The 25240-nt window shown below is 71.8% G+C and carries 25 protein-coding genes; 11 read left to right on the plus strand and 14 right to left on the minus strand.

Annotated elements, in window-relative coordinates; genetic code table 11:
• Positions 1-6 precede the first annotated feature (6 nt).
• The 5 genes from F4559_RS23180 (at position 7) to F4559_RS23200 (ending at position 5923) form a co-directional block, all read left to right on the plus strand.
• Entirely contained in the window at positions 7-1587 is a 1581-nt protein-coding gene (locus F4559_RS23180; RefSeq protein ID WP_221447356.1) for an aldehyde dehydrogenase family protein, read from the plus strand.
• Positions 1584-2051, plus strand: a complete 468-nt coding sequence (locus F4559_RS23185) for a type II toxin-antitoxin system RatA family toxin (protein ID WP_184671960.1) — start codon at positions 1584-1586, stop codon at positions 2049-2051. The genes F4559_RS23180 and F4559_RS23185 overlap by 4 nt, the downstream gene beginning before the upstream one ends.
• A 19-nt stretch (positions 2052-2070) precedes the next feature.
• Entirely contained in the window at positions 2071-3909 is a 1839-nt protein-coding gene (locus F4559_RS23190; RefSeq protein WP_184671962.1) for an NAD(P)-binding domain-containing protein, read from the plus strand.
• A gap of 96 nt (positions 3910-4005) precedes the next feature.
• On the plus strand, positions 4006-4581 hold the full coding sequence (locus F4559_RS23195) for a YdeI/OmpD-associated family protein (protein ID WP_184671964.1): 576 nt from the start codon (positions 4006-4008) through the stop codon (positions 4579-4581).
• A 172-nt stretch (positions 4582-4753) separates the two neighbouring features.
• Entirely contained in the window at positions 4754-5923 is a 1170-nt protein-coding gene (locus tag F4559_RS23200; protein ID WP_281386978.1) for a Cmx/CmrA family chloramphenicol efflux MFS transporter, read from the plus strand.
• On the opposite strand, the gene F4559_RS23205 is transcribed toward F4559_RS23200, so the two are convergent.
• From F4559_RS23205 to F4559_RS23215, 3 genes are read right to left on the minus strand one after another with little or no spacing between them, the layout of a single operon-like run.
• The gene (locus tag F4559_RS23205) at positions 5862-6053 is read right to left on the minus strand and encodes a DUF397 domain-containing protein (RefSeq protein ID WP_184671968.1); all 192 of its coding nucleotides are present in this window, start codon (positions 6051-6053) and stop codon (positions 5862-5864) included. The genes F4559_RS23200 and F4559_RS23205 overlap by 62 nt on opposite strands.
• A gap of 12 nt (positions 6054-6065) precedes the next feature.
• The gene (locus tag F4559_RS23210; protein ID WP_184671970.1) at positions 6066-6929 is read right to left on the minus strand and encodes a helix-turn-helix domain-containing protein; all 864 of its coding nucleotides are present in this window, start codon (positions 6927-6929) and stop codon (positions 6066-6068) included.
• A gap of 16 nt (positions 6930-6945) precedes the next feature.
• Positions 6946-7158, minus strand: coding sequence for a DUF6879 family protein (locus tag F4559_RS23215; protein ID WP_184671973.1), 213 nt, complete (start codon positions 7156-7158; stop codon positions 6946-6948).
• A 360-nt stretch (positions 7159-7518) separates the two neighbouring features.
• On the opposite strand from F4559_RS23215, the gene F4559_RS23220 reads away from it, so the two are divergent.
• Positions 7519-7827: an HC3 family zinc finger protein gene (locus F4559_RS23220; protein ID WP_184671975.1), complete on the plus strand. Its 309-nt coding sequence runs from the start codon at positions 7519-7521 to the stop codon at positions 7825-7827.
• On the opposite strand, the gene F4559_RS23225 is transcribed toward F4559_RS23220, so the two are convergent.
• Positions 7824-8552: an AfsR/SARP family transcriptional regulator gene (locus tag F4559_RS23225; protein WP_184671977.1), complete on the minus strand. Its 729-nt coding sequence runs from the start codon at positions 8550-8552 to the stop codon at positions 7824-7826. The two genes, F4559_RS23220 and F4559_RS23225, sit on opposite strands and share 4 nt — an antisense overlap.
• 191 nt (positions 8553-8743) lie before the next feature.
• Here F4559_RS23225 and F4559_RS23230 point away from each other — a divergent pair, with 191 nt between their 5' ends.
• The 4 genes from F4559_RS23230 to F4559_RS23245 all read left to right on the plus strand — a co-directional run bounded on the left by F4559_RS23230 (position 8744) and on the right by F4559_RS23245 (position 14184).
• Positions 8744-8893 carry a hypothetical protein gene (locus F4559_RS23230; protein WP_184671979.1) on the plus strand — a complete coding sequence of 50 codons (150 nt, stop codon included), beginning with the start codon at positions 8744-8746 and terminating at the stop codon, positions 8891-8893.
• 13 nt (positions 8894-8906) lie between these two features.
• A complete protein-coding gene (locus F4559_RS23235; protein WP_184671981.1) occupies positions 8907-11114 on the plus strand; it encodes a TOMM precursor leader peptide-binding protein in 2208 nt (735 codons plus the stop codon).
• A 42-nt stretch (positions 11115-11156) separates the two neighbouring features.
• Positions 11157-11825, plus strand: a complete 669-nt coding sequence (locus F4559_RS23240; protein ID WP_184671983.1) for a MarR family transcriptional regulator — start codon at positions 11157-11159, stop codon at positions 11823-11825.
• Between the two features lie 133 nt (positions 11826-11958).
• A complete protein-coding gene (locus F4559_RS23245; RefSeq protein ID WP_184671986.1) occupies positions 11959-14184 on the plus strand; it encodes a sensor histidine kinase in 2226 nt (741 codons plus the stop codon).
• A gap of 100 nt (positions 14185-14284) precedes the next feature.
• On the opposite strand, the gene F4559_RS23250 is transcribed toward F4559_RS23245, so the two are convergent.
• Together F4559_RS23250 and F4559_RS23255 are read right to left on the minus strand one after the other, a co-directional pair.
• The gene (locus F4559_RS23250) at positions 14285-14890 is read right to left on the minus strand and encodes a response regulator transcription factor (protein WP_184671988.1); all 606 of its coding nucleotides are present in this window, start codon (positions 14888-14890) and stop codon (positions 14285-14287) included.
• An 80-nt stretch (positions 14891-14970) separates the two neighbouring features.
• A complete protein-coding gene (locus F4559_RS23255; RefSeq protein ID WP_184671990.1) occupies positions 14971-15771 on the minus strand; it encodes an AfsR/SARP family transcriptional regulator in 801 nt (266 codons plus the stop codon).
• A 243-nt stretch (positions 15772-16014) separates the two neighbouring features.
• Here F4559_RS23255 and F4559_RS23260 point away from each other — a divergent pair, with 243 nt between their 5' ends.
• Entirely contained in the window at positions 16015-17106 is a 1092-nt protein-coding gene (locus tag F4559_RS23260) for a sensor histidine kinase (protein WP_184671992.1), read from the plus strand.
• Here the strand turns inward: F4559_RS23260 and F4559_RS23265 are convergent.
• The 8 genes from F4559_RS23265 to F4559_RS23300 all read right to left on the minus strand — a co-directional run bounded on the left by F4559_RS23265 (position 17103) and on the right by F4559_RS23300 (position 25240).
• Entirely contained in the window at positions 17103-17582 is a 480-nt protein-coding gene (locus tag F4559_RS23265) for a hypothetical protein (protein ID WP_184671994.1), read from the minus strand. The two genes, F4559_RS23260 and F4559_RS23265, sit on opposite strands and share 4 nt — an antisense overlap.
• A 173-nt stretch (positions 17583-17755) precedes the next feature.
• Complete coding sequence (locus tag F4559_RS23270) at positions 17756-18361, minus strand: response regulator transcription factor (RefSeq protein WP_184671996.1); 606 nt, start codon at positions 18359-18361, stop codon at positions 17756-17758.
• 183 nt (positions 18362-18544) lie between these two features.
• A complete protein-coding gene (locus F4559_RS23275) occupies positions 18545-20431 on the minus strand; it encodes an anthranilate synthase family protein (RefSeq protein WP_184671998.1) in 1887 nt (628 codons plus the stop codon).
• Positions 20428-21075, minus strand: coding sequence for an isochorismatase family protein (locus F4559_RS23280; RefSeq protein WP_184672000.1), 648 nt, complete (start codon positions 21073-21075; stop codon positions 20428-20430). The genes F4559_RS23275 and F4559_RS23280 overlap by 4 nt, the downstream gene beginning before the upstream one ends.
• Positions 21076-21097: 22 nt before the next feature.
• Complete coding sequence (locus F4559_RS23285) at positions 21098-21874, minus strand: 2,3-dihydro-2,3-dihydroxybenzoate dehydrogenase (RefSeq protein ID WP_184672002.1); 777 nt, start codon at positions 21872-21874, stop codon at positions 21098-21100.
• 3 nt (positions 21875-21877) lie between these two features.
• Positions 21878-23344, minus strand: a complete 1467-nt coding sequence (locus F4559_RS23290) for an amidohydrolase family protein (RefSeq protein ID WP_184672004.1) — start codon at positions 23342-23344, stop codon at positions 21878-21880.
• A complete protein-coding gene (locus F4559_RS23295) occupies positions 23344-23598 on the minus strand; it encodes a phosphopantetheine-binding protein (RefSeq protein WP_184672006.1) in 255 nt (84 codons plus the stop codon). Before F4559_RS23295 ends, F4559_RS23290 begins: the two co-directional genes overlap by 1 nt.
• 4 nt (positions 23599-23602) lie before the next feature.
• Positions 23603-25240 (minus strand): (2,3-dihydroxybenzoyl)adenylate synthase, encoded by a 1638-nt coding sequence (locus F4559_RS23300; protein WP_184672008.1) that lies wholly within the window; start codon positions 25238-25240, stop codon positions 23603-23605.

A 25240-nucleotide genomic window follows, 5' to 3' on the forward strand; every position in this document is an offset into this window, starting at 1 on the left:
GGCGACGTGAGGTTCGGCCTATACCCGGCTTACATCGGCGGCCGGGACGTCTTCGGCGACAACGTCCGGTACGTCCACACGATCTCCGCCCGAGCGCTGCTGACGGATACTTTTCCGGCGCTGCGCGCGAAACAGGATCTCGATCGCGGGCTCGTCACGCCCGACGAGGTCGGCGACATCGCCGTCGGCGCGTGCGTCGTCGCCGACGACCTCCTGGCCGACGCCGCCCTCGAAGCCGCCGCCGGTGCACAGCCGGCCTGGGCGCGCGTGCCGGTCGGGGAGCGCGTCGAGATCGGCCTCCGGATCGCCCGGCGGATCCTGGAGCACCTGGACCCGCTCGTGGAGATCCTGGTCGAGGAGGGCGTGCCGCGGTCGGCGGCGCTGGGCATGGTCGGCGGCATCCCGCACACGAGCTGGAGCGCCGAGACCATCCGGTGGTGCGCCGAGCAGCTCGAGGTCCGCCGCTCCGACGGCAACCGGGACATGATCCTGCGCCGGCTCGCCGACGGCGTCGTCTGCATCAACCCGCCGCAGAACGCGGCCACGCCCAACGCGCTCAACGGCCTCATCGCGCTGCTGTCCGGCAACACGGTCGTCGTCCGCGCGCCGCGCGGCGTGGCGTTGAGCTGTATGTACGCGATGCGCGAAGTGGTCGCGCCAGTGCTGGAGGAGTTCGGGGCACCGCCCGGCACGCTCAACGCGTTCTGCGGTGCGCCCTCCCTCGACAAGTGGCTGGCCAGCGAGCACGTGGACGACGTCCTGTACTTCGGCGGCAGCCGCAAGGGCCTGGAGTTCGAGCGCGATGCCATCGCGGCCGGCAAGAAGCCGATCCTGGAGCTGGCCGGCAACGACTGCTGCGTGGTGTGGCACGACGCCGACCTGGACGCGGCCGTCGAGACGATCACCCAGTTCTTCCTCAACTCCGGCCAGATCTGCAACGTGCCCAACCAGGTCGTGGCGCACCCGGCGATCGCCGACGAGCTGATCCGGCGACTGGTCGAGGCGACGCGGGTGATCACGCCCGGCTTCCCCGAGGACCCGGACGTGGTGCTCACGCCCGTACTGGGCGCGGACTGGTTCACCGGCTGCCTGGCCGAGGCCCTGACCAAGGGCGCGCGGCTCGTGCACGGCGGACGGCGGCTGGAGGTCGACGGCACACCGTCGGACACCGGGTACTTCGTCGAGCCCACGATCGTGCGGATCGACGGCCTGCGGGACGCGCGGTCGCTGTCGGTCGTGCGCGACGAGACGTTCTTCCCGCTGCTGCCGGTCATCGTGCCGGAAGCCGCGTCGGACGAGGACCTCCTGGAGGAGGTGCTGGAGTTCGTCGACGGCAACGCCTACGGCCTGCGCAACTCGTTCTGGTCGACCGGGCAGGCGGCGATCGACCGGTTCCTGGCGGCCACGCGCAACGGCGGCAACCTGCGCGTCAACGACTCGCACTCCGGCTTCCTGCCGTTCCTGCCCAACCAGGGCGGTCCGGGGCTGACCGGCGGCGTGTTCGGCGAGGCCAGCCATCCCATGCTGCGGACCACCCACTACCAGGCCGTCAGCGTGCTGCGGCCGTCCTCCGAGGAGGGGCGATGACCACCCGGACGCTGCGGGCCGAGGTGCCCGCCACGGCCGCCGAGGTCGTCGCGTTCCTCGAACGCGACACCGACTTCCCCACCTACGCGCCCGACCTGGTGTCGGTGAGCGGGCGGGGCGAGTGGGTGCTGGCCTTCCGGGGCGGCACGGCGACGTGGACGCAGGCCGTCCGCCGGTCGGCCGATCACCCGGACCGGTTGGAGTTCCTCCAGATCGAGGGGGACTTCCAACGACTGATGGGCTCCTGGACCGCGACCGACCTGCCCGAGGGCGGCAGCGAGGTCGAGTACCGGGTGGACTACGGCACGAGCGTCCCGCACCTGGCGGGCGCGATCGACTCGGCGGTCGGCCGGGTCCTGGTCCGCACCGCGCACGCGATCGTCACGGCGATCGGCGGCCGGGCGCGGGTGACCGAGGGCGGCGAGTACGTCACCGACCCGCTGGAACGGCTCCTGCGGCGCTGAACACGAGGAGAGACCGAAGATGGACCGCGTCTGCGTCATCGGAGCAGGTTGGTCGGGGCTTGCCGCCTGCCAGGTGCTCGACGAGCGAGGGATCGCGTTCGACTGCTACGAGGCCGGGTCCCAGGTGGGCGGGAACTGGCGCTACCTCAACGACAACGGCCTGTCGTCGTCGTACCGGTCGCTGCACATCAACACGTCGAAGAAGCTGTCGGAGTACCGCAGTTTCCCCATGCCGGCGGACTACCCGGCCTACCCCGACCACGAGCTGATCGCGCGCTACCTGGACGACTTCGTCGACCACTTCGGTTTCGGCGACGCGATCTCGCTGCGCACGTTGGTCACGCACGTCGAGCCGGTCGACGGCGGCTGGGCGGTGACGGCCCGCGACCGCGACACCGGCGTCGAGACCGTGCGCCGGTACCGGGCCGTGCTGGTGGCCAACGGGCACCACTCCGACCCGAAGCTGCCCGACTTCCCGGGCGCGGACACGTTCACCGGCACGCAGATCCACTCGCACCACTACAAGGTGCCCGACGAGTACGCCGGCAAGCGCGTGCTCGTCGTGGGGTTCGGCAACTCCGCGTCGGACATCGCGGTGGAGACGTCGGGTGTGGCCGCGCGCACGCTGCTGTCCACGCGGCGCGGCGGGTACGTGTTCCCCAAGTTCATGTTCGGCAAGGCCAGCGACGACCTGATCAACCCGTTCCTCACCACGGTGCTGCCGCGCGAGGTCCAGCGCTGGATCATGGCCGGGCTGCTGCGGTTGACGATCGGCAAGGTGACCGACTTCGGCCTGCCCGTGCCGGGGCACCGGCTGTTCAACTCGCACCCGACGGTGTCGGAGACGTTGCTGCCCAAGCTCGGGCACGGCGACATCGCGGTGAAGCCGAACGTCGAGCGGCTGGCGGGCGACACCGTGCACTTCACGGACGGCAGCAGCGAGGTCGTCGACTCGGTGATCTACTGCACCGGGTACCGCGTGGGGTTCCCGTTCCTGGACCCGTCGGTGATCGCGCCGACGGACAACGACGTGTCGCTGTACCACCGGGTCGTGGACCCACGCCACCCCGGCCTGTACTTCATCGGCCTGTTCCAGCCGTTGGGCGCGACGACCGTGCTCGCCGAGGCGCAGTCGCACTGGGTCGCGGACCTGTTGCAGGGCAGCGCCGCGCTGCCGCCGCCGGCCGAGATGGACCGGGAGATCAAGCGGTACAAGGAGAACCTGGCCAAGCGGTACGTGACGTCCCAGCGGCACACCATGCAGGTGGACCACTACCCGTACCTGGCCGAGCTGCGCGGTGCGCGCAAGCACGGCGCACGACTGGCGCGCAAGGGCGCACTGCCCGCCGGGTACCGGCCGGAGGAGGTGTCGATCACGATCGACGCACCGCCGGAGCTGGTGTGGGACCTGGTCAGCGACGTGACGCGGATGGGCGAGTGGAGCCCGGAGTGCCGCAAGTGCACGTGGCGCGGCCCGGAGCGGGGCGTGGGCGCGCGGTTCACCGGCGTCAACCGGCGCGGTTGGGTCAAGTGGGTGACGTCGAACCTGGTCGAGGAGTCCGAGCGCGGCCGGTCGTTCGCGTTCCACACCACGACCAACGGCGTGCGGTGGAGCTACCGGTTCGAGCCGGACGGCAACGGCGGCACGGTCCTGACCGAGCGGTGGGACGTGTCCGGGCAGAGCCGGGGGCAGCGCAAGCGCACGGCGTCGTTCGCGAACATGGTGCTGGGCGGGCACGACGTGCACACGCGCGAACTCCGTGACGGGATCCACCAGACGTTGACCCGGGTCAAGGCGGCGGCCGAGGAGTCGGCCGCCGAGCGGCCGACCGCGGTGTTGGCGGACTCGGCGGCGTGAAGGGCGTGCGGCGTCGACGCGGGTCGTCGGCGCCGCACTGCCGACGGGTGTGCCGATGGGACACTCGGGGAAAGGTTCTGCGGAAAGGGTTGGGACATGGCGGACACCGCGCTGCGCTGCGAGACGATCGAGGAGTTCACCGACTGGATGGAGGCGAACCACGAATCGTCGACCGAGGTGTGGGTGGCACTGCCGAAGAAGGGCACGCCCGTGCCGTCGATCACCCGGTCGGAGGCATTGGACGTCGCGCTGTGCTACGGCTGGATCGACGGCAAGGCGTACTCCGGGGACGTGCCGGACGGGTGGTGGGCCCAGCGGTTCTCGCCGCGGCGCAAGCGCAGCCCGTGGTCGAAGATCAACTGTGGTCGGGTCGAGGAGCTGATCGCGGAGGGCCGCATGCGCCCGCCCGGTCTGGCACAGGTGGACCAGGCCAAGGAGGACGGCCGCTGGGGTGCCGCGTACGCGCCGCAGAGCACCGCCGAGGTGCCCGCCGACCTGCGGGCGGCGTTGGACGCCTCGCCGGTGGCCGCCGAGAGGTTCGACGCCCTGAGTCGCAGCAACCGGTACCAGATCCTGCTGAACGTGGAGAAGGCCGTGAAGCCGGAGACGCGGGCGCGGCGCATCGCCAACTACGTCCTGAAGTTGGCTTCGGACGGTCCTTTCCGGGCGTGACCGGCGTCGGGTAGCGTGCGGATCATGGTGAGTCCCGAGTCGGACGAGTCGGGGGCTTTCGGTCACGCCGTCAGCCCCTAGGACCGCTCGAACGCGCCCCGGGGGCGGGCGGTGGTGACGAGACGACCTCTTCGGCCTCTCCTCACCTCGGAGTCCTCCCTTTCCCGCATCGCTGTACCTGCTCGCCCTGGCCGTCTTCGCCATGGGCACCTCGGAGTTCATGCTCGCCGGGTTCCTGCCGGACCTCGCCGGGGACCTGCACGTCACCGTCGGCACGGCCGGCACGCTCACCACCGCGTTCGCGGTCGGCATGGTCGTCGGCGCACCGCTCGTGGCCGTACTCGCCCGCCGGTGGTCGGGTCGGGTGCTGCCCGGATTCGTGCTGGTGTTCCTGGCGACCCACGTCGTGGGCGCGACCACCTCGTCGTTCGCGGTGCTGTTCGCGACCAGGGTGGTCGCGGCGCTCGCGTACGCGGGATTCCTCGCCGTGGCGCTGACGACCGCGACCGGACTGGTCCCACCCGACCGGACGGGCCGTGCCCTCGCGGTGTTGCTGTCGGGCACCACCCTGGCGACGGTCGTCGGCGTGCCCGGAGGGGCGGTGCTCGGCGCGCTGTCCGGGTGGCGGTCCGCGTTCTGGGTCGTCACGCTGCTGTGCGTCCCGGCGGCGGTGGGCGTTCTCACCGGACGCCCCGCGCGAACCGCACCCGCGGCACGACCGGCCCTGCGCTCGGAGTTCGCCCTGCTCGGACGTCCGCGACTTGCCCTGGCCATGCTGCTCGGCGCCTTGGTGAACGCGGCGACGTTCGGCGGCTTCACCTTCCTGGCACCGGTCGTGACCGACACCGCCGGACTGGACGGACTGTGGGTACCTGTCGTCCTGATGCTCTTCGGCGTCGGGTCCTTCTTCGGCGTCACGGCCGCGGGCCGGCTGTCCGAGCGGCACCGCGACCGGGTCCTCGCGGTCGGCGGCCCCCTGCTGTCGCTCGGGTGGGCCGCCCTGGCACTACTGGCGGACGAGTCGGTCGCCCTCATGATCCTGGTGCCCGTCCAGGGCGCCCTGTCGTTCGCCGTGGGCGGCGTGCTGATCACGCGGGTGGTGCACGAGGCTTCCGGGGCGCCGACCCTGGCCGGCGCCTACGCGACCGCCGCGCTCAACGTCGGCGCCGCCGTCGGGCCGCTGGTGGCGGCGGGCACGTCGGGAACCCGGGGACCGCTCTGGGCGAGCGTGGCTTTGGTCGCCTTGGCGTCGCTCATCGCGTTCGCCGCGCGGAACGTCCTTACCGCACGGGAAGCCCACGACGCAGGGTCCGGAGAAAGGCGTCGAACCCGCCGTCGGTGAAGGACAGCTCACGCTTGTCCGGGTCCTTCGAGTCCCGGATCGCGCGGACGCCCAGCGTGGCGGCGACCTCGACGCACTGTTCGGGGTTGCCCACGCTGTGGCTGGACTTGCGCCATCGTCCGTCGTTCATCCTCGTGCCCTTTCAGCGCTTGTGGTTCAGGTCGTACTTCTCGGCGATGGCCGCGGCACAACGCATCAGCACCCGCCGCGCGTCGTCGCCCTCGGCCGCGACCGTCCACAGGGAGTCGGCGAGTTTGTGGTAGGTGGCGAGGTCGACGGGCGAGTCGGTGTCGATCTCGCTGTCGACGGTCTCGACGAGGACGCGGTGGCCCACGATCCAGAAGCCGTTGGTCGGCACGCTCGGGAGCACGGTGTCGAGCGGAATGATGCCGAAGCGGACGGCGGCCAGGCCGATCAGCGCGAGGAGCCGGTCGATCTGGGCGAGCATGACGTCGGGCGGGCACACGAAGTAGCGCAACGCCGATTCGCACATCAGGAGTTCGATGCTCTTGGTGCTGTCGTACAGGACACGCTGGCGTTCGAGGCGGATGCGGACGGCTTCATCGGTGTCCGGCGGGGTTTCCTGCAACTCCGCTGCGGTGACGAAGACGTGGCGGGCATATTCGGCGATCTGCACGAGCCCGGGGACGACCATGAGTTCGAAGGCGCGAATCCTGGTCGCGGCACCCTCGACCTCGACGCTGTACCGCTGGCGGTCGCCGTGCCCCTTGCGCAGCCGGTTCTTCCAGGAGTTGGTCTCGATGCGCATGCCGCGCAACTCGTCCCGCATCCGGGTGGCGACCGGTGCCGGCGCCTCGACCGCGTCGAGCCACGCCGCGACATCGGCATCCGTCGGGTCCTGCCGGTTGTTCTCGATCTTCGAGACCTTCGACGGGTGCCAGCCGAGCCTGTCGGCGAACTCCTTGCCGTTGAGGCCGGCTCCAATGCGGAGGAACCGCAGTTCGTCGGCGAACTCGACTCGACGCTTGTCCGGCGTGCTGCTCACGGTCTCCTCTTGATGGCTATCGCGATACGTACCGCTCGAACGCGACCGAATGCCGCCACGCCCGGTCGCGGTGGTGCCTGTACCGCGCCACCGTAGCCGGATCGGTCACGATCTCCGCACCGTCGAGCCCCGTCGGGGTGAAGCGCAGGATCGCCAGTCGTTCGTCGTCGAACAGCCAGAAGTCGTGTTCGGGCAGGTCGAGCCCCTGGGCCAGGGCTTGCGGAAGCACTCGGATGATCTCCCCGGCGTGGCGGCGGGGGCCTCGGGGTCGGTGACGACGGAACCTTGGACCACGTAGGTGTCCCGGTCGGTCAGGTAGAGGTTCGGGCAGGACCCGGTATTGCCCGTCGAGCCCAGGAAGGTCAACTTCGACACGAGGTCGTCGGCGACGACATCCACATCGCCGTCGGGCGCCAGGAGATCGACCTCGTGCTCACCCCACGAGCCACGCGGGAACCGCTGAGCCGCCGCACGGACGCCTTGAATGCCCCGGCCGCGCCCGACTCCCCTGACGCCGTGGACGACTGCGCCGACCACTCGACAATCCGACCCTGATCGGGAAACACCCGTCCGGACCGAGGACGTCGGCATGTCATCACGACAGTTCAGATGGCTTCCCCACGAGGGACACCGGCACGCCGTTCAGACCGACCTGGTGGCGGGGAGGGGAGGCACGACCCTGTGCGGACTCGCGGTCACGGCCCCGACCCACCCGCCACCGAGGTACCCCGACGGGTGTCGGCCCACCTGCGCGTTGTGCGATGCCGCGTGGCGACGTGCCGAAGGAATCCCGATACGCGCGGAAGGTCGACCTTCCGCGAAGTCCGTAGCGGACGCGCGAGGAAAGCCGCCCCGAGAGTCGGAATCGAAGCGACCCCATCCGCGACAATCCCCCTAGAGCAACGAAAGGTGCAAGGAACGCAGCCGAGACGACGGTTCGACGCCCAGCTCGCGGACCAAAGTGGTGCGCAACGTCCGATAAGCCTCAAGTGCCTGGAACTGGCGGCCCGAACGCGCCAACGCGGTCATGTGGTGGGCGCACAGGTTCTCGTTCAGCGGGTGGCGGGCGGTCAGCACGGCCAGTTCGCTCAACAGCACGTGGTGCCGCCCGCACCGCAGCTCGGCGTCGATCCGACACTCCACTGTGGACAGTCGGCTGTCCTCCAGCCTGGTCACCTCGATGGACAGCGAGTCCCCCGTGGGCACGTCCACCAGGGCCGGTCCGCGCCACAGGTCCAACGCCGCCCGGAAGTGGTGGGCCGCGGTCTCGTGGTCGGCGCGCTCGACGGCCTCCCGCCCCGCCTCCACCAGGCGTTCGTAGTCGGCCACGTCGACCGCCGTCGACGGCACGTCCAGCACGTAGCCGCCGAAACGCGTACCCAACGCGTCGCACCCGGCGTCGCGCATCAACCGGCGCAGCTGCTTCACATAAGTCTGAAGCGTGGCGTGCGCGCTGCGCGGCGGCCGGTCCCCCCACAGTTCCGCGAACAGCGTCGGCACCGGCACGACCCGGCCCGCACGCACCGCCAGCAGCGCGAACACCTGACGCGGCTTCGCCGCGGACGGCAGCACGGAACGGTGGTGCTCGGTCGCCTCCAACATGCCCAGAACCCTGATCTCCATCGCCGTTCCTCCCCTCGGCACCCGTTCGAGCCAAGTGGACCCCACGAACGGGCCGGCGCCCCAGTGGGCGGCACACCAGTCGGGGGTGAAAATCTCATGTCCGCTCCCGTTACGGCCGCACTACCGGCGACTTCGCCCGGCTCAGCAGAATTCCGACCATCAGATCACGGGCCGCCACCCGAGGAGCCGAGATGAACACCGACGCCATCACCGCCACCACCACCGACTGCGACCTCGTCATCCACGAGTTCGACCGCCCGAGCACGCTCGCCCTGGACTTCCTCGCGTTCAGCGTGCACACCTCCGGCCCGACGGCCGCCGCACCCGCCCTCGCGGTGTGAGCCGGAGCCGGCCGTGCGCACCCGGGAACGGATCGCGTTCAAGCGTCACCTCAAGACCGAGATCGTGCCCGGCGAGGCCGTCTACCTCGTCTCCGACGACCACGTGACGACCCTCCAGGGCCGGCACGTCGAAGCGCTCGCACCACTGCTCGACGGCACCCGCACGCCCGACCGCGTGCTCGCCGACCTGCCCGCCGACATCCCCGCGGACCAGGCCCGGCGCCTGCTCGACCGGCTGGACGCGGCGGGGTTGACCACCCTGCTGCCCGACGACGACCCCGAAGACGACCCCGAGGCGGCGTACTGGGACGCCGCCCGCCTGGCCGCACCGCGCGGCCGGGTCCGGGTCGTCCGGGTCGGCGACGTCCCCTTCGACACCACGGTCGACGCCCTGCGTCGCGCCGGACTGCACGTCACCGACGACGACGCCGACTTCACGATCGTCGTCTGCCGCGACTACCTCGACCCCGGCCTGCGCGTCGTCGACCGCGGCACGACGCCGTGGCTCCCGGTCAAACCGACCGGTGCGCGGGCCTGGGTCGGCCCGGTCTTCACCCCCGGCGACGGCCCGTGCCGCCGCTGTCTGGTCACCCGACTCGCCGCCAACCGCCCGGCCGAGGCGCACCTGTGCGCCTCGCTCGGGCGGCCCGGGCCGCTGGCCCGGCCGCTCGTCGGCCTGGCACCGGTCGCCGCGATCGCCTGCCATACCGCCGCACTGGAGGCGGCGAAGTGGCTGGCCGGGCACCGCCCGACGGGCCGCCGTGCCATCTGGGAGTTCGACAGCCTCGACCTGCGCGGCAACCGCCACGAGGTGTCCCGGCTGCCGCAGTGCCCCGAGTGCGGCGACCCCGGCGTGTGCCAGGAGCGCAACACCGCACCGGTGCTCCTGCGCTCCCGCACCAAGCGCTCCGTGGACGGCGGCGGGCACCGGTCCGCCTCGCCCGGCGAGGTGCTCGACCGCTACCGCCACCTGGTCGGCCCGGTCACCGGCGTGGTCCGGGACATCCGCCGGGACGACCGCGGCCACGCGTTCTTCAACTCCTACCGCTCCGGGACGAACACCGCGGTCGGTCCCACCGGCCTGGCCGCGTTGCGCTCCACTTTGCGCTGCGAGAACGGCGGCAAGGGCGTCACGCCGCTGCACGCCGAGGTCGGCGCGCTGTGCGAGGCGCTCGAACGGCACAGCGCCGTGCACCGGGGGGACGAGACCGTGGTGCGCGGCAGCTTCGACTGCCTCGACGACGCGGTGCACCCCGACTCCGTCCAGCTCTACGACCCGCGCCAGTACGTCGACCGGCATGCCTACAACGCCGCGCACTCCGCGTTCCAGCACGTGCCCGAGCCGTTCGACGACCGCGAGGTCCTCGACTGGACGCCGGTGTGGTCGCTGACCGCGCGACGCCACCGACTGCTGCCCACCGGCATGCTCTACTACGGTGCGCCCTCCCCCGCGTCCGTCACCGCGAACTCCAACGGGTGCGCCGCCGGGAGCAGCCTGGAGGACGCCGTCCTCCAGGGGATGTTGGAGATCGTGGAGCGCGACGCGATCGCGCTCTGGTGGTACAACCGCACCCGCATGCCCGCGGTCGACCTCGACGCGGCGGGCGACCCGTTCGTCGACGAACTGCGGGACGTGTACGCCGGACTCGACCGCGAGGTGTGGGTACTGGACCTGACCGCGGACCTGGGCATCCCGGTGCTGGCCGCGGTCTCGCGCCGGATCGGCGGGCCGCACGACGACGTCATGTTCGGGTTCGGGGCGCACCTGGACCCGAAGGTGGCGCTGCGCCGGGCGTTGACCGAGTTGAACCAGGTCATGCCGGCGGTGTGCGCGTTGCGCGAGGAGGACCGGCCGGGGTTGGACGTTGACCTGCGGAACTGGCTGCGGGACTGCACGGCCGACAACCAGCCGTACCTGCGGCCCGACCCGGTGCTGCCGGTCCGGCGGCCGGGCGACTTCGGGTACACGCCCGACGACGACCTGCTGACCGACGTCGAGGCCGTCCGGTCCACGTTGGAGCGGCGCGGCATGGAGGTGCTGGTGCTCGACCAGACGCGGCCCGACATCGGGTTGCCCGTCGTGAAGGTGGTCGTGCCCGGCATGCGGCACCACTGGTCGAGGCTCGGTCCGGGCCGGCTCTACGACGTGCCGGTGGAGCTGGGCCGGGTCGCCCGACCCGTCGCGTACGAGGAGACCAACCCGGTGCCGATGTTCCTGTGACCGGTGCCGGGCACGTGGGCCGGCAGAACTGGAGAAGCACCCGTGACATCCGAGTTCCCTTCCGGGAAGCCGCTGTTCTCGCTCCTGGAAGGCACGAGAGTCAGTGCCGGACGGCACCGGTTGACGGTGCACGGGCGGTGGGCCGACATCGACGTCGAGGACGACAGTCCGCTGGTACGCGAGGCGTTGTACCGGATGAGCCTGGGACCGGTGTCGCTGGAGCACATCCCGGTGCTGTTCGCCGAGTACAACCGGTGGTTGGCCGACGGGTTCTGCGGCCCGGAGTGGCCGCGGCTGAAACTGGCCCTCGACGGGCTTGGCGGGTGCGTGGTGCCGTCGCTGGGGTTGCACGACGGCGCGGGACCGACCCTGTCCCTCGTCGCCGTCGTCGGCCACGCGGAGTTCCACTGGCCGAGCATCGACGACAAGGAGTGCGTCGAACTGCTGCCGGGCACCCGGATCGGCGAGTACGACGGCGAACGGGCGCTGCTGCGTCGTGGCGCACCCTACGCCGTCGTGCTGCACCGCGCGCCCGCGGACCGGATCGCGGAGCTGCTGGCGAACGGCCCGACCACGGTCGTGGAGCTGGCCGACCGGCTGGGTGTGGACCGGCCGTTGGTCGCCGACGTGGTCGCCTACCTCGCGAGCGCGGGCGTTTTGTACGCCACTGACCAATTCCCACCCGGTGGGGATCCGCCGTACCGACGGTAAAATCACGGCTCGCAGTCGGCGACTGCGAGTTCCCTCTCCGGCTTGGGAGCACCTTGTGGCAGGAAGCCTCGATCCAGCACGACCGACCGGGCACGGCGCCGCCGGCCTCGCACCGCGCCTCACGTTGCTGGTCGTGACGGTCGTCTTCGGCGGCTTCGTCGTGAACGCGGCCCAGTACGTGGTCGCGGAGAGCACGGCGCTCGCGCACGTCGCGCCGGCCGCGTTCTGCCTGACCGTGATGATGGTGCTCCAGCTCGGCTTCTTCGCCACGCCCACGGCCGACGTGCGCAACGCCGTCGGCTACGCGGCGTTGGTGGTGCAGGCCGCCGTGGTGCTCGGCCCGATCGCCCTGTACGGCGAGGGCTGGACCGGAATGCCGGGGTTCCTGGCCGGCGACGTGCTGCTGGTGCTGCGCCCACCCGCCGGGTGGGTGCTGTTCGCGCTGATCGCGGCGGCCAACGGGTACGCCCAGTACCGGCTCACCGACGTGCCGCTGGAAGCCGTCTACATCACGACCCTGACCGCGGTGATCGGCCTGGTCGTCTACGGCCTGTCGCGCCTGCGGGGTCTGGTGCGGGAACTGGCCGACGCCCGGTCGGAACTGGCCGGTCTCGCCGTGGCGCGGGAACGCCTGCGGTTCGCCCGTGACCTGCACGACCTGCTCGGGTTCTCGCTGTCGGCGGTCACGCTCAAGGCGGAGCTGGCCTACCGGCTGGTGCCGGGCCGCAAGGACCACGCCCGGCGGGAGCTGGCCGAGATCCTCGACATCTCGCGGCAGGCGCTGGCCGACGTGCGCGCGGTCGCGTCGTCGTACCGGGAGCTGTCGCTGGACGACGAGCTGGCGTCCGCGCGGTCGGTGTTGACCGCGGCCGAGGTCGTCGTCTCCGTGCGGTGCACGGCGGGCGAGTTACCGACCCGGACCCGGACCGTGCTCGCGACCGTGGTGCGCGAGGGCGTCACGAACCTGTTGCGGCACAGCAAAGCCGAGACGTGCGACATCGTCGCGACGGCCACGGCCGACGGCGTGTCGATCGAGATCGTCAACGACGGCGTGCGGCCGGTGCCCGAGGAACGCCCGGACGGCAACGGGATCCGCAACCTCACCGCACGCGTGGAGGCGTTGGGCGGCACGCTCACCGCGGGCCCCGGACCGGACGACACCTACCGGTTGCACGCCGTGGTGCCGCACCTGTCCGAGGACGGGGACCAGGCCGACGCGACGCCCGACCCGCGCCGTGGCCAGGCCATGGCACCCCGGATCGGCACGTTGATCGCCACCGCCGTGTTCACCGGCTACGCGGTGATCGGCTCGGTGTTCGTCGTGGTCTCGAAGGCGGAGCCGGCCGGGCAGGTCTTCGCCGAGGCGTGCGTGCTGGCCTCGTTGGCGCTGGTGCTCGGGTTCTTCAGCCGCCCCGAGGCCCGGGTCCGCTCGCCCCTGGGCTACGCCCTGCTGGGCGTGCTGGCCCTGGTCACGTACCTGCCGGGCCTGCTGCTGGCCGATCCCTACCTGGGACTGCACGGCCTGCTCGCGGGCAGCCTGCTGGTGGCGCTGCGCGCCCGGGTCGGGCTGCCGCTGTTCTTCGCCGTGGTCGTGAGCGCGGGCGTCATCCACCTGCTGGAGGGCGGCGGCGCGATCAACGTGACGTACGGCTTCCTGGTCACGGTCAACCACGGCCTGGTCGTGTTCGCGTTGTCCCGGCTGCGGTCCATGGTCAGCGACCTGCACGAGGCACGGTCCGAACTGGCCGATCTCGCGGTGACCGGCGAACGGCTCCGGTTCGCCCGCGACCTGCACGACCTGCTCGGGTACTCGCTGTCGGCGATCACGCTCAAGACCGAGCTGACGCAGCGGCTGGTGGACCGCGATCCCGGCCGTGCGCAACAGGAGCTGTCCGGCATCCTCGACGTGTCCCGCCAGGCGTTGGCCGACGTCCGCGCCGTGGCCACCTCCTACCGGGAACTGTCGCTGGACGAGGAGATCTCGTCCGCGCGCGACCTGCTGACCGCCTCCGACATCGCGGTGACCGTGCGGGTCGAACCGGTCGAGCTGCCGCCGGACGTGCGGACCGTGCTGGCCACGGTGTTGCGCGAGGGCATCGCGAACCTGTTGCGGCACAGCCATGCCACGCGCTGCGGCATCACGCTGGCGCACGAGGACGGTGTCCTGGTGCTGGACGTGGTGAACGACGGCGTGCGCCGGGCCGGCGGCACGACCCGTGCGCGGGTGACCGCGGCCGTCGGCGGAAGCGGTTCGGGCATCCGCAACCTGACGGTCCGGGTGACCGGGGTGGGCGGCACGCTGTGCGCCGGTGTCGAGGAGGACGACGTCTACCGGCTGCGGGCCGAGATCCCGCGGTAGGTCGTTCCGGGAGTCACGAATCCCTTGTCGTCGCGGGCGAATGCCCGGCCAGGGCACGAGAACGCCGGTCCACCGCGGTGGACCGGCTTCGTCGCGGGGGTCAGATCCAGCCCGCGTCGGCCGCGATGCGGACCGCGTCGACCCGGTTGCGGGCGTTGAGCTTGCCGACGATCGCGGTCAGGTAGTTGCGGACCGTCCCGGCGGACAGGGACAGCGCGCGGGCGATGTCCGGCGCGTCCGTGCCGATCGCGGTCAGCCGCAGGACTTCCAGTTCCCGGTCGGTCAACGGGCACTCGCCGCGGTCCCAGGCCGCCAGGGCGAGCTGCGAGTCGACGACCCGCCGACCGGCGGCGACGTCGCGGATCGCGTCGGCCAGCCGCGCGGGCGGCGCGTCCTTGAGGATGAATCCGTCCACACCGGCCGCCAGTGCCCGGCGCAGCGTTCCCGGCCTGGCCAGGGACGTCAGCATCAGCGTGCGCACGCCGGGTAAGGCGGTGCGGATGTCGAGCGCAGCCGTGAGGCCGTCGAGCACGGGCAGGTCGATGTCGATGACGGCGACATCGGGCTCGTGGCGGCGGACCATCGGGACGATCTGGTCGCCCGACTCCACCTCCACCACCACTTCGATGTCGGGTTCCAGGTCCAGCAACGCGACCAGTGCACCCCGGACCATGTGCATGTCCTCGGCCAACAAGACCCTGATCATCCGAGCCGTTTCCCCTCCACGAGGTCCGCCACATGGTAGCGCCGGGCCGTCCGGCGCCGCCGCGCGACGCGCGTCCGCTGTCAGGACGCGAACGTGTGCAGAACGTTCACGTCCGGTACATCCAAAGTGGAATCGGCGTGCAGCACGGCTTCGTGCAGCCGCCGCAACCGTTCCGACGGCACCAGGCCCAGCCGGTCGACCATCCGCTCGTGCAGGGCGCGGTACGACTCCAGCGCACGCCACGGCCGACCGGCGCGGTAGAGCGCGATCATGTGCTGGGCGTGGAAGTTCTCGTTCATCGGGTGCTGCGCGGTGAGCAGCGACAGGTCGGCCAGGACGCCGCGGTGGCGGCCCAGCGACAGGTCGAGGTCGATCCGCGTCTCCTGTACGCCCAGCCGCGCCTCCTCCAGCCGTGCGACCTCCTCGGCCAGGCGGGGACCGATCCGCACGTCCGCGAGCACCGGGCCACGCCACACCGCGAGGGCCTGCCCGAGCAGCGCGGACGCCTCCTCGGGCAACCCCGCGTCGACCGCGTCGCGACCAGCCGTCGCCAGGCGCTCGAACGTGGTCACGTCGACCGCGGCCGGGTCCAGGTCGAGCAGGTAGCCGCCGTAGCGCGTGACGAGCAGGTCCTTGGCCGACGTCGCGCCGGCCGCCGCGTCGATCCGTCGGCGCACGCGCAGCACGTAGGTCTGGAGCGTGGTCACGGCGCTGCGCGGCGGCTCGGCACCCCACAGCTCCTCGATCAGGTCGGCCATCGTCACGACCCGGCCCGCGTGCAGGCCGAGCAGGGCCAGCAGTTGACGCGGTTTGCTCGCCGTCGGGGTCACCGGCACGCCGGCCAGCCTCGCCTCCAACGGTCCCAGCACCTTGATCTGCATGAGGTCTCTCCCCCGGATGAAGTGCGGTCCACGGACTACAAGTCCACCCGAACGGCGACCCTTCGCACCACATACGGCCACACGTAATCGGTGTGATCGCACAACGCGGAGACCATGAAATCGTCATCGGAAATGGCGATCCGGGGATGATCGGACCACCCCGACTGCTCCGCTCGCCGGTCACCGTCGATGCGTGCGCCGGTAGAATTCCCGGCACGGATACTCCCGGGGGGAGGAATGGCCGTGGCACACCTTCCTCCCGCGTTCGGGTCGCTACGCCGGAGCGCCGCACGGGCCGCCGTCGTCGTCGCGTGCGCACTGGCCGTCGCCGAGGTGATCCGGCTGCTGCTCACCGATCTTTCCCCGCACCGGGTCGCGATGGCCGCGGCGGTGGTGCCGGCGACCGCCCTGCAGTTGCACCGGTTCACGCCATCGTCGGCGAAACCCCGGTTCGCGGCGTTCGGTGTGCTGGTGGTCCTGGTGTTCGCGCCGGTGCTGTCGGCGCGGGAGCCGTGGATCGCGTTGCCCGGGTTCGTCGCGGCGGCGGCACTGGGCGTGTTCGCGGTGGTCCCCGGCCTGGTGATCGCGACGGCGACGGTCGTCGCCTCGGGCGCGACGCACCTGGGCGGCGGGCCGAACGCCGTAGTGTCCGGTGTCGTCGCGACCACGCTGGCCGCGCTCGTGCTGTACGGCCCGACCTGGCTCGCGACCGCCGCGGACCCCGACTCCGCGCGGTCGGCGGTGGCCGCCGAACGCCGTCGGGTGGCCCGCGATCTGCACGACCTGCTCGGTTCCGGGTTGTCGGCGATCACCGTGCAGGGCGAGTTGGCGAACCGGCTGCTGCCGGAGGACCCGCTGCGCGCCAAGGAGTGCGTGACCGAGGTCGTGGACATCGCGCGGCACGCGTTGGGCGACGTCCGTTCCCTGGCGTTGGAGTTCCGGACGCCGTCCGTGCCCGAGGTGTTCGCGTCGGCGCGGGCGTTGCTGACGGCGGCCCAGGTCGCCGTGCGCCTGGACGTCGACGACCGCGAGGTTCCCGAGCCCGCCGCGACCGTGGTGGCCAAGCTGGTGCGCGAGGGCGTGACGAACGTGGTCCGGCACAGCCGGGCGACCCGGTGCGAGATCGCGTTGCGGCGTGACGGCCGAGGTCTGGAGCTGGACATCGTGAACGACGGCGCCCCCGCGTGCGCGGGCATGCCCGGCAGCGGCGTGCGGAACATGACCGAACGCGTGCGCGAGATCGGCGGCGTGCTCACGGTCGAACGCCTCGACGGCGACCTGTTCCGCCTGCGCGCCCGGGTTCCCCTGGGCGCGTCCGGCGGGCTGACCGGCTAGTAGCGCAGGAGCAGGTACTCCTTGGGGTTCGCGCCCGTGCCCGGCGCGTAGCACTCGCCGTTGGTCCGCACGGCCTGGTAGGTGTAGCCGGACGGCAGGCCGCACGCCCACGTGCCGGTCAGGTTCCGCTTGGCCGGGTCGGCGAGCACGAATTCGAGGTTGTAGAAGCCCTTCAACGGGCAGGCCACGTTGGTCCGGGACGCCGTGTAGGTGAGACCGGCCGGCACCTCGCAGGCGGCGGTGCCGGTGAGGTCGTAGCGGACGTAGTCGAGCAGCAGGTACTCCACCGAGGTCGGCACGCCGCCGCACGCCATGTTGTCCCGCAGGCGGGCATAGGTGTAACCGGGCGGCACGGAACACGCGTACGTGCCGTGCAGACTGGCTGTGCGGACTTCCTCGGCCTGTGCGGTGGCACTGCCCACGAGCACGCTGCCCGCGAGCGCCACGACGGCGGCCAGTACCGCGGATCTGATCACTGTTCCCCCTGGGGAAGGCGACGGAAAGACCGCCCCATGCAACCGCTCGGGTCGGCGCCCGGCCGGCCGCCGAACGCCCGCACCTCGCGGTCCGGTCTGCCCGGTGCTGCGAAAACCCTTCGCCCGCGGGGAGAACGTCACCCGGACCGCCGCCTGCCGTTCGGGTCGTCGGCCTAGAGCCAGCCCGCGGTGCGGGCGATCCGGATGGCGTCGACGCGGTTGCGCGCCTCGAGTTTCATGGTCACGGTGGTCAGGTAGTTGCGGATCGTCCCGACCGACAGGAACAGGGCGCGGGCGATCTCCATGGCGTCCGCGCCGTCGGCCGCGAGCCGTAAGACCTCCAGTTCGCGGGGCGTCAGCGGGCATTCGTCGCCCTCCCACGCGGCGAGCGCGAGTTGGGACTCGATCACCCGGCGGCCCACCGCCACGCCCCGGATCGCGTCGGCGAGCCGGTCGATCGGGGCGTCTTTCAGGATGAAACCGTTGACCCGCGCGGTGAGTGCCCGGCGCAGGGTCCCCGGTCTGCCCAGGCTGGTGAGGATCAGCGTGCGGGTCTGCGGCACGGTCTGGTGGATCAGCGCCGCCGCGGACAGGCCGTCGAGGCCGGGCAGGTCGATGTCGAGCACGGCCACGTCGGGTTTCTCGCGGGTGACGACCGGGACGATCTCGTCGCCGGTGGCGACCGAGGCGACCACCTCGATGTCGGGTTCGAGGTCGAGCAGGGCGACGAGTGCGCCGCGCACCATTTGCACGTCCTCGGCGAGCACAACCTTGATCATGGTCCCCCCATGGCGGCGCGGCGGTACCAGAGTCTTACACAGCGACTTGGGGCGTCCCATGGAATTGCGCCGAATGTCCGTACCGTTCTTCAGGTTCGGCGGCTGATTTTCCCGAGGTCCATTAATGCGGTGAATCGTCGACACGGTCGGGTGTCCGGACATCGGGACACCCGACCGTTTCGCTCACCGCGCGTCCGCCGTCAGATCGCCCAGGATTTCCCCGAGGATCTCCGCACCATTGCGGGTCAACACGGACGCCAGGTGGCACTGGACCGACGCGAACCCCGGGCCGCGCAAGGCGTGCACCTCGTCCTCCTCCCGGAACACCTCCACCACGCCGCCGCGCGCCGCGCACGGCACGCGGTCGGCCGTCGTCCGGGCCGAGAAGGTGTTGTAGAAGCCCACCAACTCGGTCCGCCCGAAAAAGTCGATCTTGCGCTGGACGCCCTGGTTGGGCACCTCGCGGCGGCGCACCGACAACCCGAGCAGCGTGCTGAGCACCTGGTGTCCCAGGCAGACGGCGAAGAACGGGATGCCGCGCGCCAGCAGGGTCGTCACCAGCCCCCGCAGCGCCGCGATCTTCGGGTGGGTCACGTCGTTGGGATCGCCCGGCCCCGGTCCCACGATCACCAGGTCGTACCCGTCGACCGCGTACGCCTCGTCGAACCGGGCCACGGACACGTCGAACCCGACCGCCCGCAGCAACGTCCGCGCCATGGCCGTGAACGTGTCCTCGGCGTCGACGACCAGGATCCGCCGCCCGACCGCCGCCGGCACGCGCCGGGACCGGGTCGCCGGGTCCTCGAACCAGAAGTCGGCCAACGGCACGTTGCGTTCCGCCAACGCGGCGCGCACGGCCGGGTCCGCGCCCAGCTCGGGCACGCGGGCGAACGCGGCCGGCGGGTCCTCCCCGCGCAGCGCGGCCAGCAGACCCGCCGCCTTGGCCCGCGTCTCGGCCGCCTCGGACTCCGGCGACGAGTCGCGCACCAGCGTGGCGCCGACGCCGATGGTCATCCGCCCGGACGCCGACACCTCGGCGGTGCGGATCAGGATCGCCGAGTCCAGCGACCGCTCCCCCGCCGCGTCCCGACCGAACAACGCGACCACACCGGCGTAGTAGCCGCGTCCGCCCGGCTCGTACCGGGAGATCACCCGACAGGCGCTCTCCAGTGGACCACCGGTGACCGTCGGCGCGAACAGCGTCTGCCGCAGCACGTCGCGCACGTCGGCCGTCGTGCGGCCCTCGATGAGGTATTCGGTGTGCGCCAACCGGTTCATCGGCTTGAGGTACGGGCCGCGCGCGCGGGCGCCGAGGTCGCACACCCGGCCCATCATCTTCAGTTCCTCGTCCAGCACCATGTACAGCTCGTTGGCCTCCTTGGCGTCGGCCAGGAACCGCAGCACCTCGGCCGGGTCGGGCCCGGCCTCCGGGTACCGGTAGGTGCCGCTGATCGGGTTCATCACGGCCAGGCCGGCGTCCAGGCTGACGTGCCGCTCCGGCGAGGACCCGACGAACGTCCGGCCGCCGGCGCACACCAGGAACGTCCAGTAGGCACCGGGATCGCGGCCGAGCAACCGGCGGAAGAACGCCAGCGCGGTGCGCCGGGACCAGTTGGTGATCTCGGCGGTGAACGAGCGCTTGAGGACGAAGTTCGCGCCCGTGCCGCGCCCGATCTCCTCGGTGACCACCCGCCGCACCAGGTCGGCGTACCGCTCGTCGTCCAGGTCGAACCCGCCCGCGCCCAGGTCGATCGGCGCGTCGGGCAGCGTGTCGAGGACCTCGGCGTAGGGCAGCACACGCTGGTCGGCGACGGTGAGCGTGATCAGCGGCTCGCCGTCGTCGGCGTGGTCGAAGCCCCGTTCCCGGATCTGCCGGTACGGCAGCACCGCGAGCACGTCGTGCCGGTCGCGGACGTCGTCCGCCGGCAGCGCGATGTCGGCGATCAGGTCGACCTCGCGCACGTCGCCGAACAGCAGGTCGACGCGGTCCGCGCCGACCGAGCCGGGCCGGTGCAGCAGCGCGAACGCCGGGGCGTCCGGTGCGAGCACGCGGTCGAGCCAGGCGGTCATCGCCCGTCACCCCCGATCATGCCCAGGGCGATGCGCGTGGACACGGCGACCGAGCAGCGCGCCGCCGCGTAGTCCAGCGCCATCCGGTGGTACTCCGAGGAGAAGTCGGCGATCGCGTCGGCCACGAGGAACGTCTGGATGTCGTGGGAGAAGCCCTCGTGCGCGGTCATGAGGATGCCGACGTGCGCGTAGACGCCGCAGATCACCAACTGGTCGCGACCGCCGGCGCGCATGCGCTCCAACAGGTCCGTGCGGCAGAACGCGCTGGGCCGCCACTTGGTGAGCACGATGTCGTCCGGCCCGGGTTCGAGACCGGCCAGGATCGCCTTGTGCTCGGGGTCGGTGGTCATGCCCGGACCCCAGAAGTCCTTGAGCAGACCGCGTTGGCCGTCGGTCATGCCACCCGGCTGCGCGGTGTACGCGACCGGCGCACCCAGCGCGGTGAACCGCTCGCGCAACGCGCGCACGTGGGTGACCAGGTCGGACATCGGCGCCTGGCCGGTCTGGAAGGGACGGAGGAAGAAGTTCTGCATGTCGTGCACCAGCAGCACGGCACGCGCGGGGTCGATCGTCCAGCGGGCGATGTTCTCGGGCAGCTCGTGCTCGGCCGGCATGGGGTACGGCTCGATCACCGGGATGGCCATGATGGGTGGTCTCCTTGGGGCGTCAGTTGCCGAGCGCGGCGCCGCCGTCGACGGTCAGCTCGTGCAGGGTGATGTGCGAGGCGCGGTCGGACAGCAGGAACAGCACGGCGTCGGCCACCTGCTCGGGCCGGGCCAGCCGGCCCAGCGGGATGCCCACCCGGTACTGGCCGGGGATGCCGTCGATGGACGCCCGCAGGGCGGCGTCGGCGGCCTCGGACCACAGCGAGGTCAGCATGGGCGTGTCGGTCGAACCGGGTGCCACGACGTTGCAGCGGATGCCGTACCCGGCCAGTTCCAGGCCGAGGCACTTGGTGAAGCTGCTCGACGCGGCCTTGGACGCGGCGTAGGCGGCCATGTTCCAGCGCGGTGTGCTCGCCGCGTTGGACGCGACCGTGACGATCGCGCCGTGCGCGCGGGTGACCATCCGCCGGGCCACGGCCCGGCTGACGTTGAACACGCCCGTGGTGTTGACCGCGAACGTGATGTCCCAGTCCTCGTCGCGCAGGTCGAGGGCCTCGGCGATGCGCAGCACACCGGCCGCGTTCACCAGTCCGTCGATCGGGCCGAGTTCGTCCTCCACCCGCGTGACCACGTCGGTCACGGCGGCGGCCGACGAGACGTCCACGGGGTAGCCGCGGACCGTGCCGCCGTCGGCGACGAGCGTCTTCACCAGCAGCGCCAAGGCCTCGGCGTCCGCGTCGAGGGCGGCGACGGCCTGCCCCTCCGCCGTGAGCGCGCGCACCACGGCCGTTCCGATGCCACCGGCCGCGCCGGTGACCAGGGCGATCTTCCCGGACATCGCTCACACCCCTTTCGTCGCGCGCCGACCGGTCGCCGCGCGGACAACCTCGGGAGGGACCCCGAGCACCCGCACCGAGAACGACCCGACCGCGTCGAGGTAGTCCGCTTCCAGTTCCGTTTCGTCCACCAGGACCGCGCGCCCGCCGCGCACCAGGACCTTCCCGTCGACGATCACGGTGTCGACGTCGGTCGAGCCGCCGAGGGCGAGGAAGCCCTCCAGGGGGCGCGGGTTGAGCAGGTAGCGCCAGTCGTCGGCGGGCACGAGCACGAGGTCGCCGCGCTTGCCGACCTCCAGGCTGCCGATCTCGCCGGCCCAGTCGAGGCCACGCGCGGCGACGCTCGTGGCCATGGCCAGGGCGTCGGTGGGCCGCAGGTCGGTCGGGTCGGCGGCCAGTTCGTTGAACGCCTGGTACGCCGCCTTCATCGCCTCGGCCATGCCGCCGACCGGCACGGCGCCGCCGTCGGTGGACAGCGACACGTCCAGCCCGGCCCGGCGCAGCACCGGTACGAGACCGGTCTCCGTGAGCGTGGACTCGCCCGCGTGGCCGTACTTGGCGGGCGAGATGCTGATGTGGACCTCGTTGTCCACCAAGAGCTTCCGCTCGTCCTCGTCGACGAACGCGGTGTGCACGGCCATGGTGCGCGGGCCGAGCAGACCGAGGTCGGCGAGCCGGCGCACGGGACTCGCGCCGAAGTAGGTCCGGGACACCTCCGGTTCGTTGCGCAGGGCGCCGACGTGCGTGGCGAACGGCACGTCGTGGCGGGCCGCCAGGTCGGCGAGCCCCCGGCCCAGCTCGTCGGTCATGTTCACGCCGTAGACGGCGGTGGGTCGGGCGCGCAGCAGGCCGGTGGTGTCGGCCTCGGCACGCTGGAGCAGGGCCTCGATCTCCGCGAGCACGCCGTCCGCGTCGCGGGTGCGGCGGAACCGGGTGGCACCCGCCTCGCAGACCGCGTCGCTCGCCCACGTGCTGACCGAGGCGCGCACGCCGAGGAACAGCGCGGCGTCGGCGAGCGCATCGGGCCGGTTGAACGAACCGACGTCGCCGAGCGTCGTGACGCCGGACCGCAACTGGGTCCACAGCGAGTAGCGGGCGATCGCGGCGGCCTCGTCCGGGTCCAGGAGCGCGATCCGGCCGGCGAACGCGTCGAACGTCGTGGTCACCTGGTGCAGGTCGCCGCCCAGGGCCAGGAACGCGGGCTTGTCGTCGCGGTCGTGCGGCGGGCGCAGCGCACCCCGCAGCGGGAAGCGCAACGCGAACAGGTCGTGCCAGTGGGCGTTGACGAAACCGGGCAGGATCATCGTCCCGGTCGCGTCGACGACCTGCGCGTCGGCGGGCGCGGCGACCTCGGCGGCGGGACCGACGGCCGTGATCCGGCCGTCCTCCACCAGCACCGCGCCGTCCGGGATCACCGACGCGGCGGCGTCGGCCGGGTAGAGGGTCCCGCCGGTGACCAGCAGGGCGGCCATCAGTCGGCCCCCCGCGTGCGGTCGAGGTAGGCGGCCCAGGCGTCGATCGTGGGCTCGGCGGCCAGTTCGGAGAACTCGATCGCGAGGCCCTCGCGCCGCCACCGGGTGACCAGGCGCATCAGCTCCAGGGAGCCCAGGCCCAGGAAGACCAGGTTGGCGTCGCCCGCGATGTCGGCGGCGGTCGTGCCGACGATGCCCGCGACGATCTCGCGCAACGAGTCCGCTGTGGACGGTCCGAGCGTGTTCGGGGGCATGGTGTCAGCCTTCCTTCGGTTCGACGGGTGCCCAGTCGCGGGCGAGTCCGGGGTCGGCCGCCGCGGCGGCCAGGACCTTCTTGTCCACCTTCCCCAGCGGGGTCAGCGGGAACGCTTCGACGTACTCGACGCGGTCTGGGAGCTTGAACTCCGCGAGGCCGCGCTCGTGCAGGGCGCGCTTCAGCTCGGGCAGCGCGGGCTTGTCGTCGCGGTGCACGAGGAACGCGTAGATCCGCTCGCCGAGGAACTCGTCGGGCACCGGCACGACCGCCGCCCGCGCCACCTCGGGGTGGGCGAGCAGGTGGCCCTCCACCTCGCCCGCGGAGACCTTGTCGCCGCCCCGGATCACGACGTCCTTGAGCCGGCCCTCGATGACCAGCCGCCCTTCGGCCGTGAGGCTGGCCAGGTCGCCGCTGCGGTAGAAGCCGTCGGCGGTGAACGCGCGCTTGTTGTGCTCGTCGGCGCGGTAGTAGCCGCGCAGGGTGTAGGGACCACGGGTGAGCAGCTCGCCCGCGACGCCGGCGGGTACCTCCCGGTCGTTCTCGTCGACGATGCGGATCTCGTCGGCGGGCGAGATCGGGTGTCCCTGCGTGTGCACGACCGCGTCGAGGTCGTCGTCCGCGCGGGTCATGGACAGCAGGCCCTCGGCCATGCCGAACACCTGCTGGAGCCGGGCACCCAGCTCGGGTTCGATGCGGGCGGCGAGTCCGGGTTGCAGGCGTGCGCCGCCGATCTGCACGAACCGCAGCGACGACAGGTCCGCGGTGGACCACTCGCGTTCCTCCAGCCACAGGTGCGCGACCGTGGGGACGAGCGAGGTGAACGTGACGCGTTCGCGTTCCACCAGCCGGAACGAGTCCTCGGCACCGGGGTCGGCGGCCAGCACGACCGTGCCGCCCACGCCGAACGTGCCGATCACGCCGGGGCAGCCCCAGGTGAAGTTGAACTCGACCGGCAGCGCGGCCAGGTAGACGTCGTCGGCCGTGACGCCGCAGACCTCGGCGACCGCGCGGGTCTGGTACGCGTAGTCGTCGTGCGTCCTGGGGATCAGCTTCGGCAACGCGGTCGTGCCGCCGGAGAGCAGGAAGAAGGCGACATCGGACGGGTCGTTGGACCGCGGCGCCTGGGGCTCGGCGTCCACTTCGGACAGTGTGGTGAACCCGGCGTCGCCCGTGGTGAAGACCTGGCGCAGCGTCGGGACCTCGGCGAGCATCAGCGCGGCGAGCGCGTCGTGGTCGAAGCCCCGGTGCACCCCCGGCACCACGTAGGCGACCGCGCCGGACAGGGACAGCAGGTGGCGGATCTCGTTGGCCCGGTGCGAGGCCAACGAGAACACCGGCTTGGCGCCGACCCGGAACAGCGCGAACACCACGATCACGAAGTCCGGCGTGTTCGGGAGCTGCACCACGACCCGGTCGCCCGGCGCGATGCCCCGGTCGGCGAACCCGGCGGCCGTCCGGTCGATCCGGTCCGCCAGCTCCCGGTACGACAGCCGGGTCTCCCCGTGTACCAACGCGGTCTTGCCGCCCGAGCGTTCGGCCCACCGGCGCGGGAGCCCGCCCAGGTCCTGGCCGCGCCACAACCCGTCGCGGACGTACCGGGCGGCGAGGTCCGCCGGCCACGTCGTGCATCCGTCCAACAT

It is taken from the genome of Saccharothrix violaceirubra, from assembly GCF_014203755.1.
Taxonomy (GTDB): Bacteria; Actinomycetota; Actinomycetes; order Mycobacteriales; family Pseudonocardiaceae; genus Actinosynnema; species Actinosynnema violaceirubrum.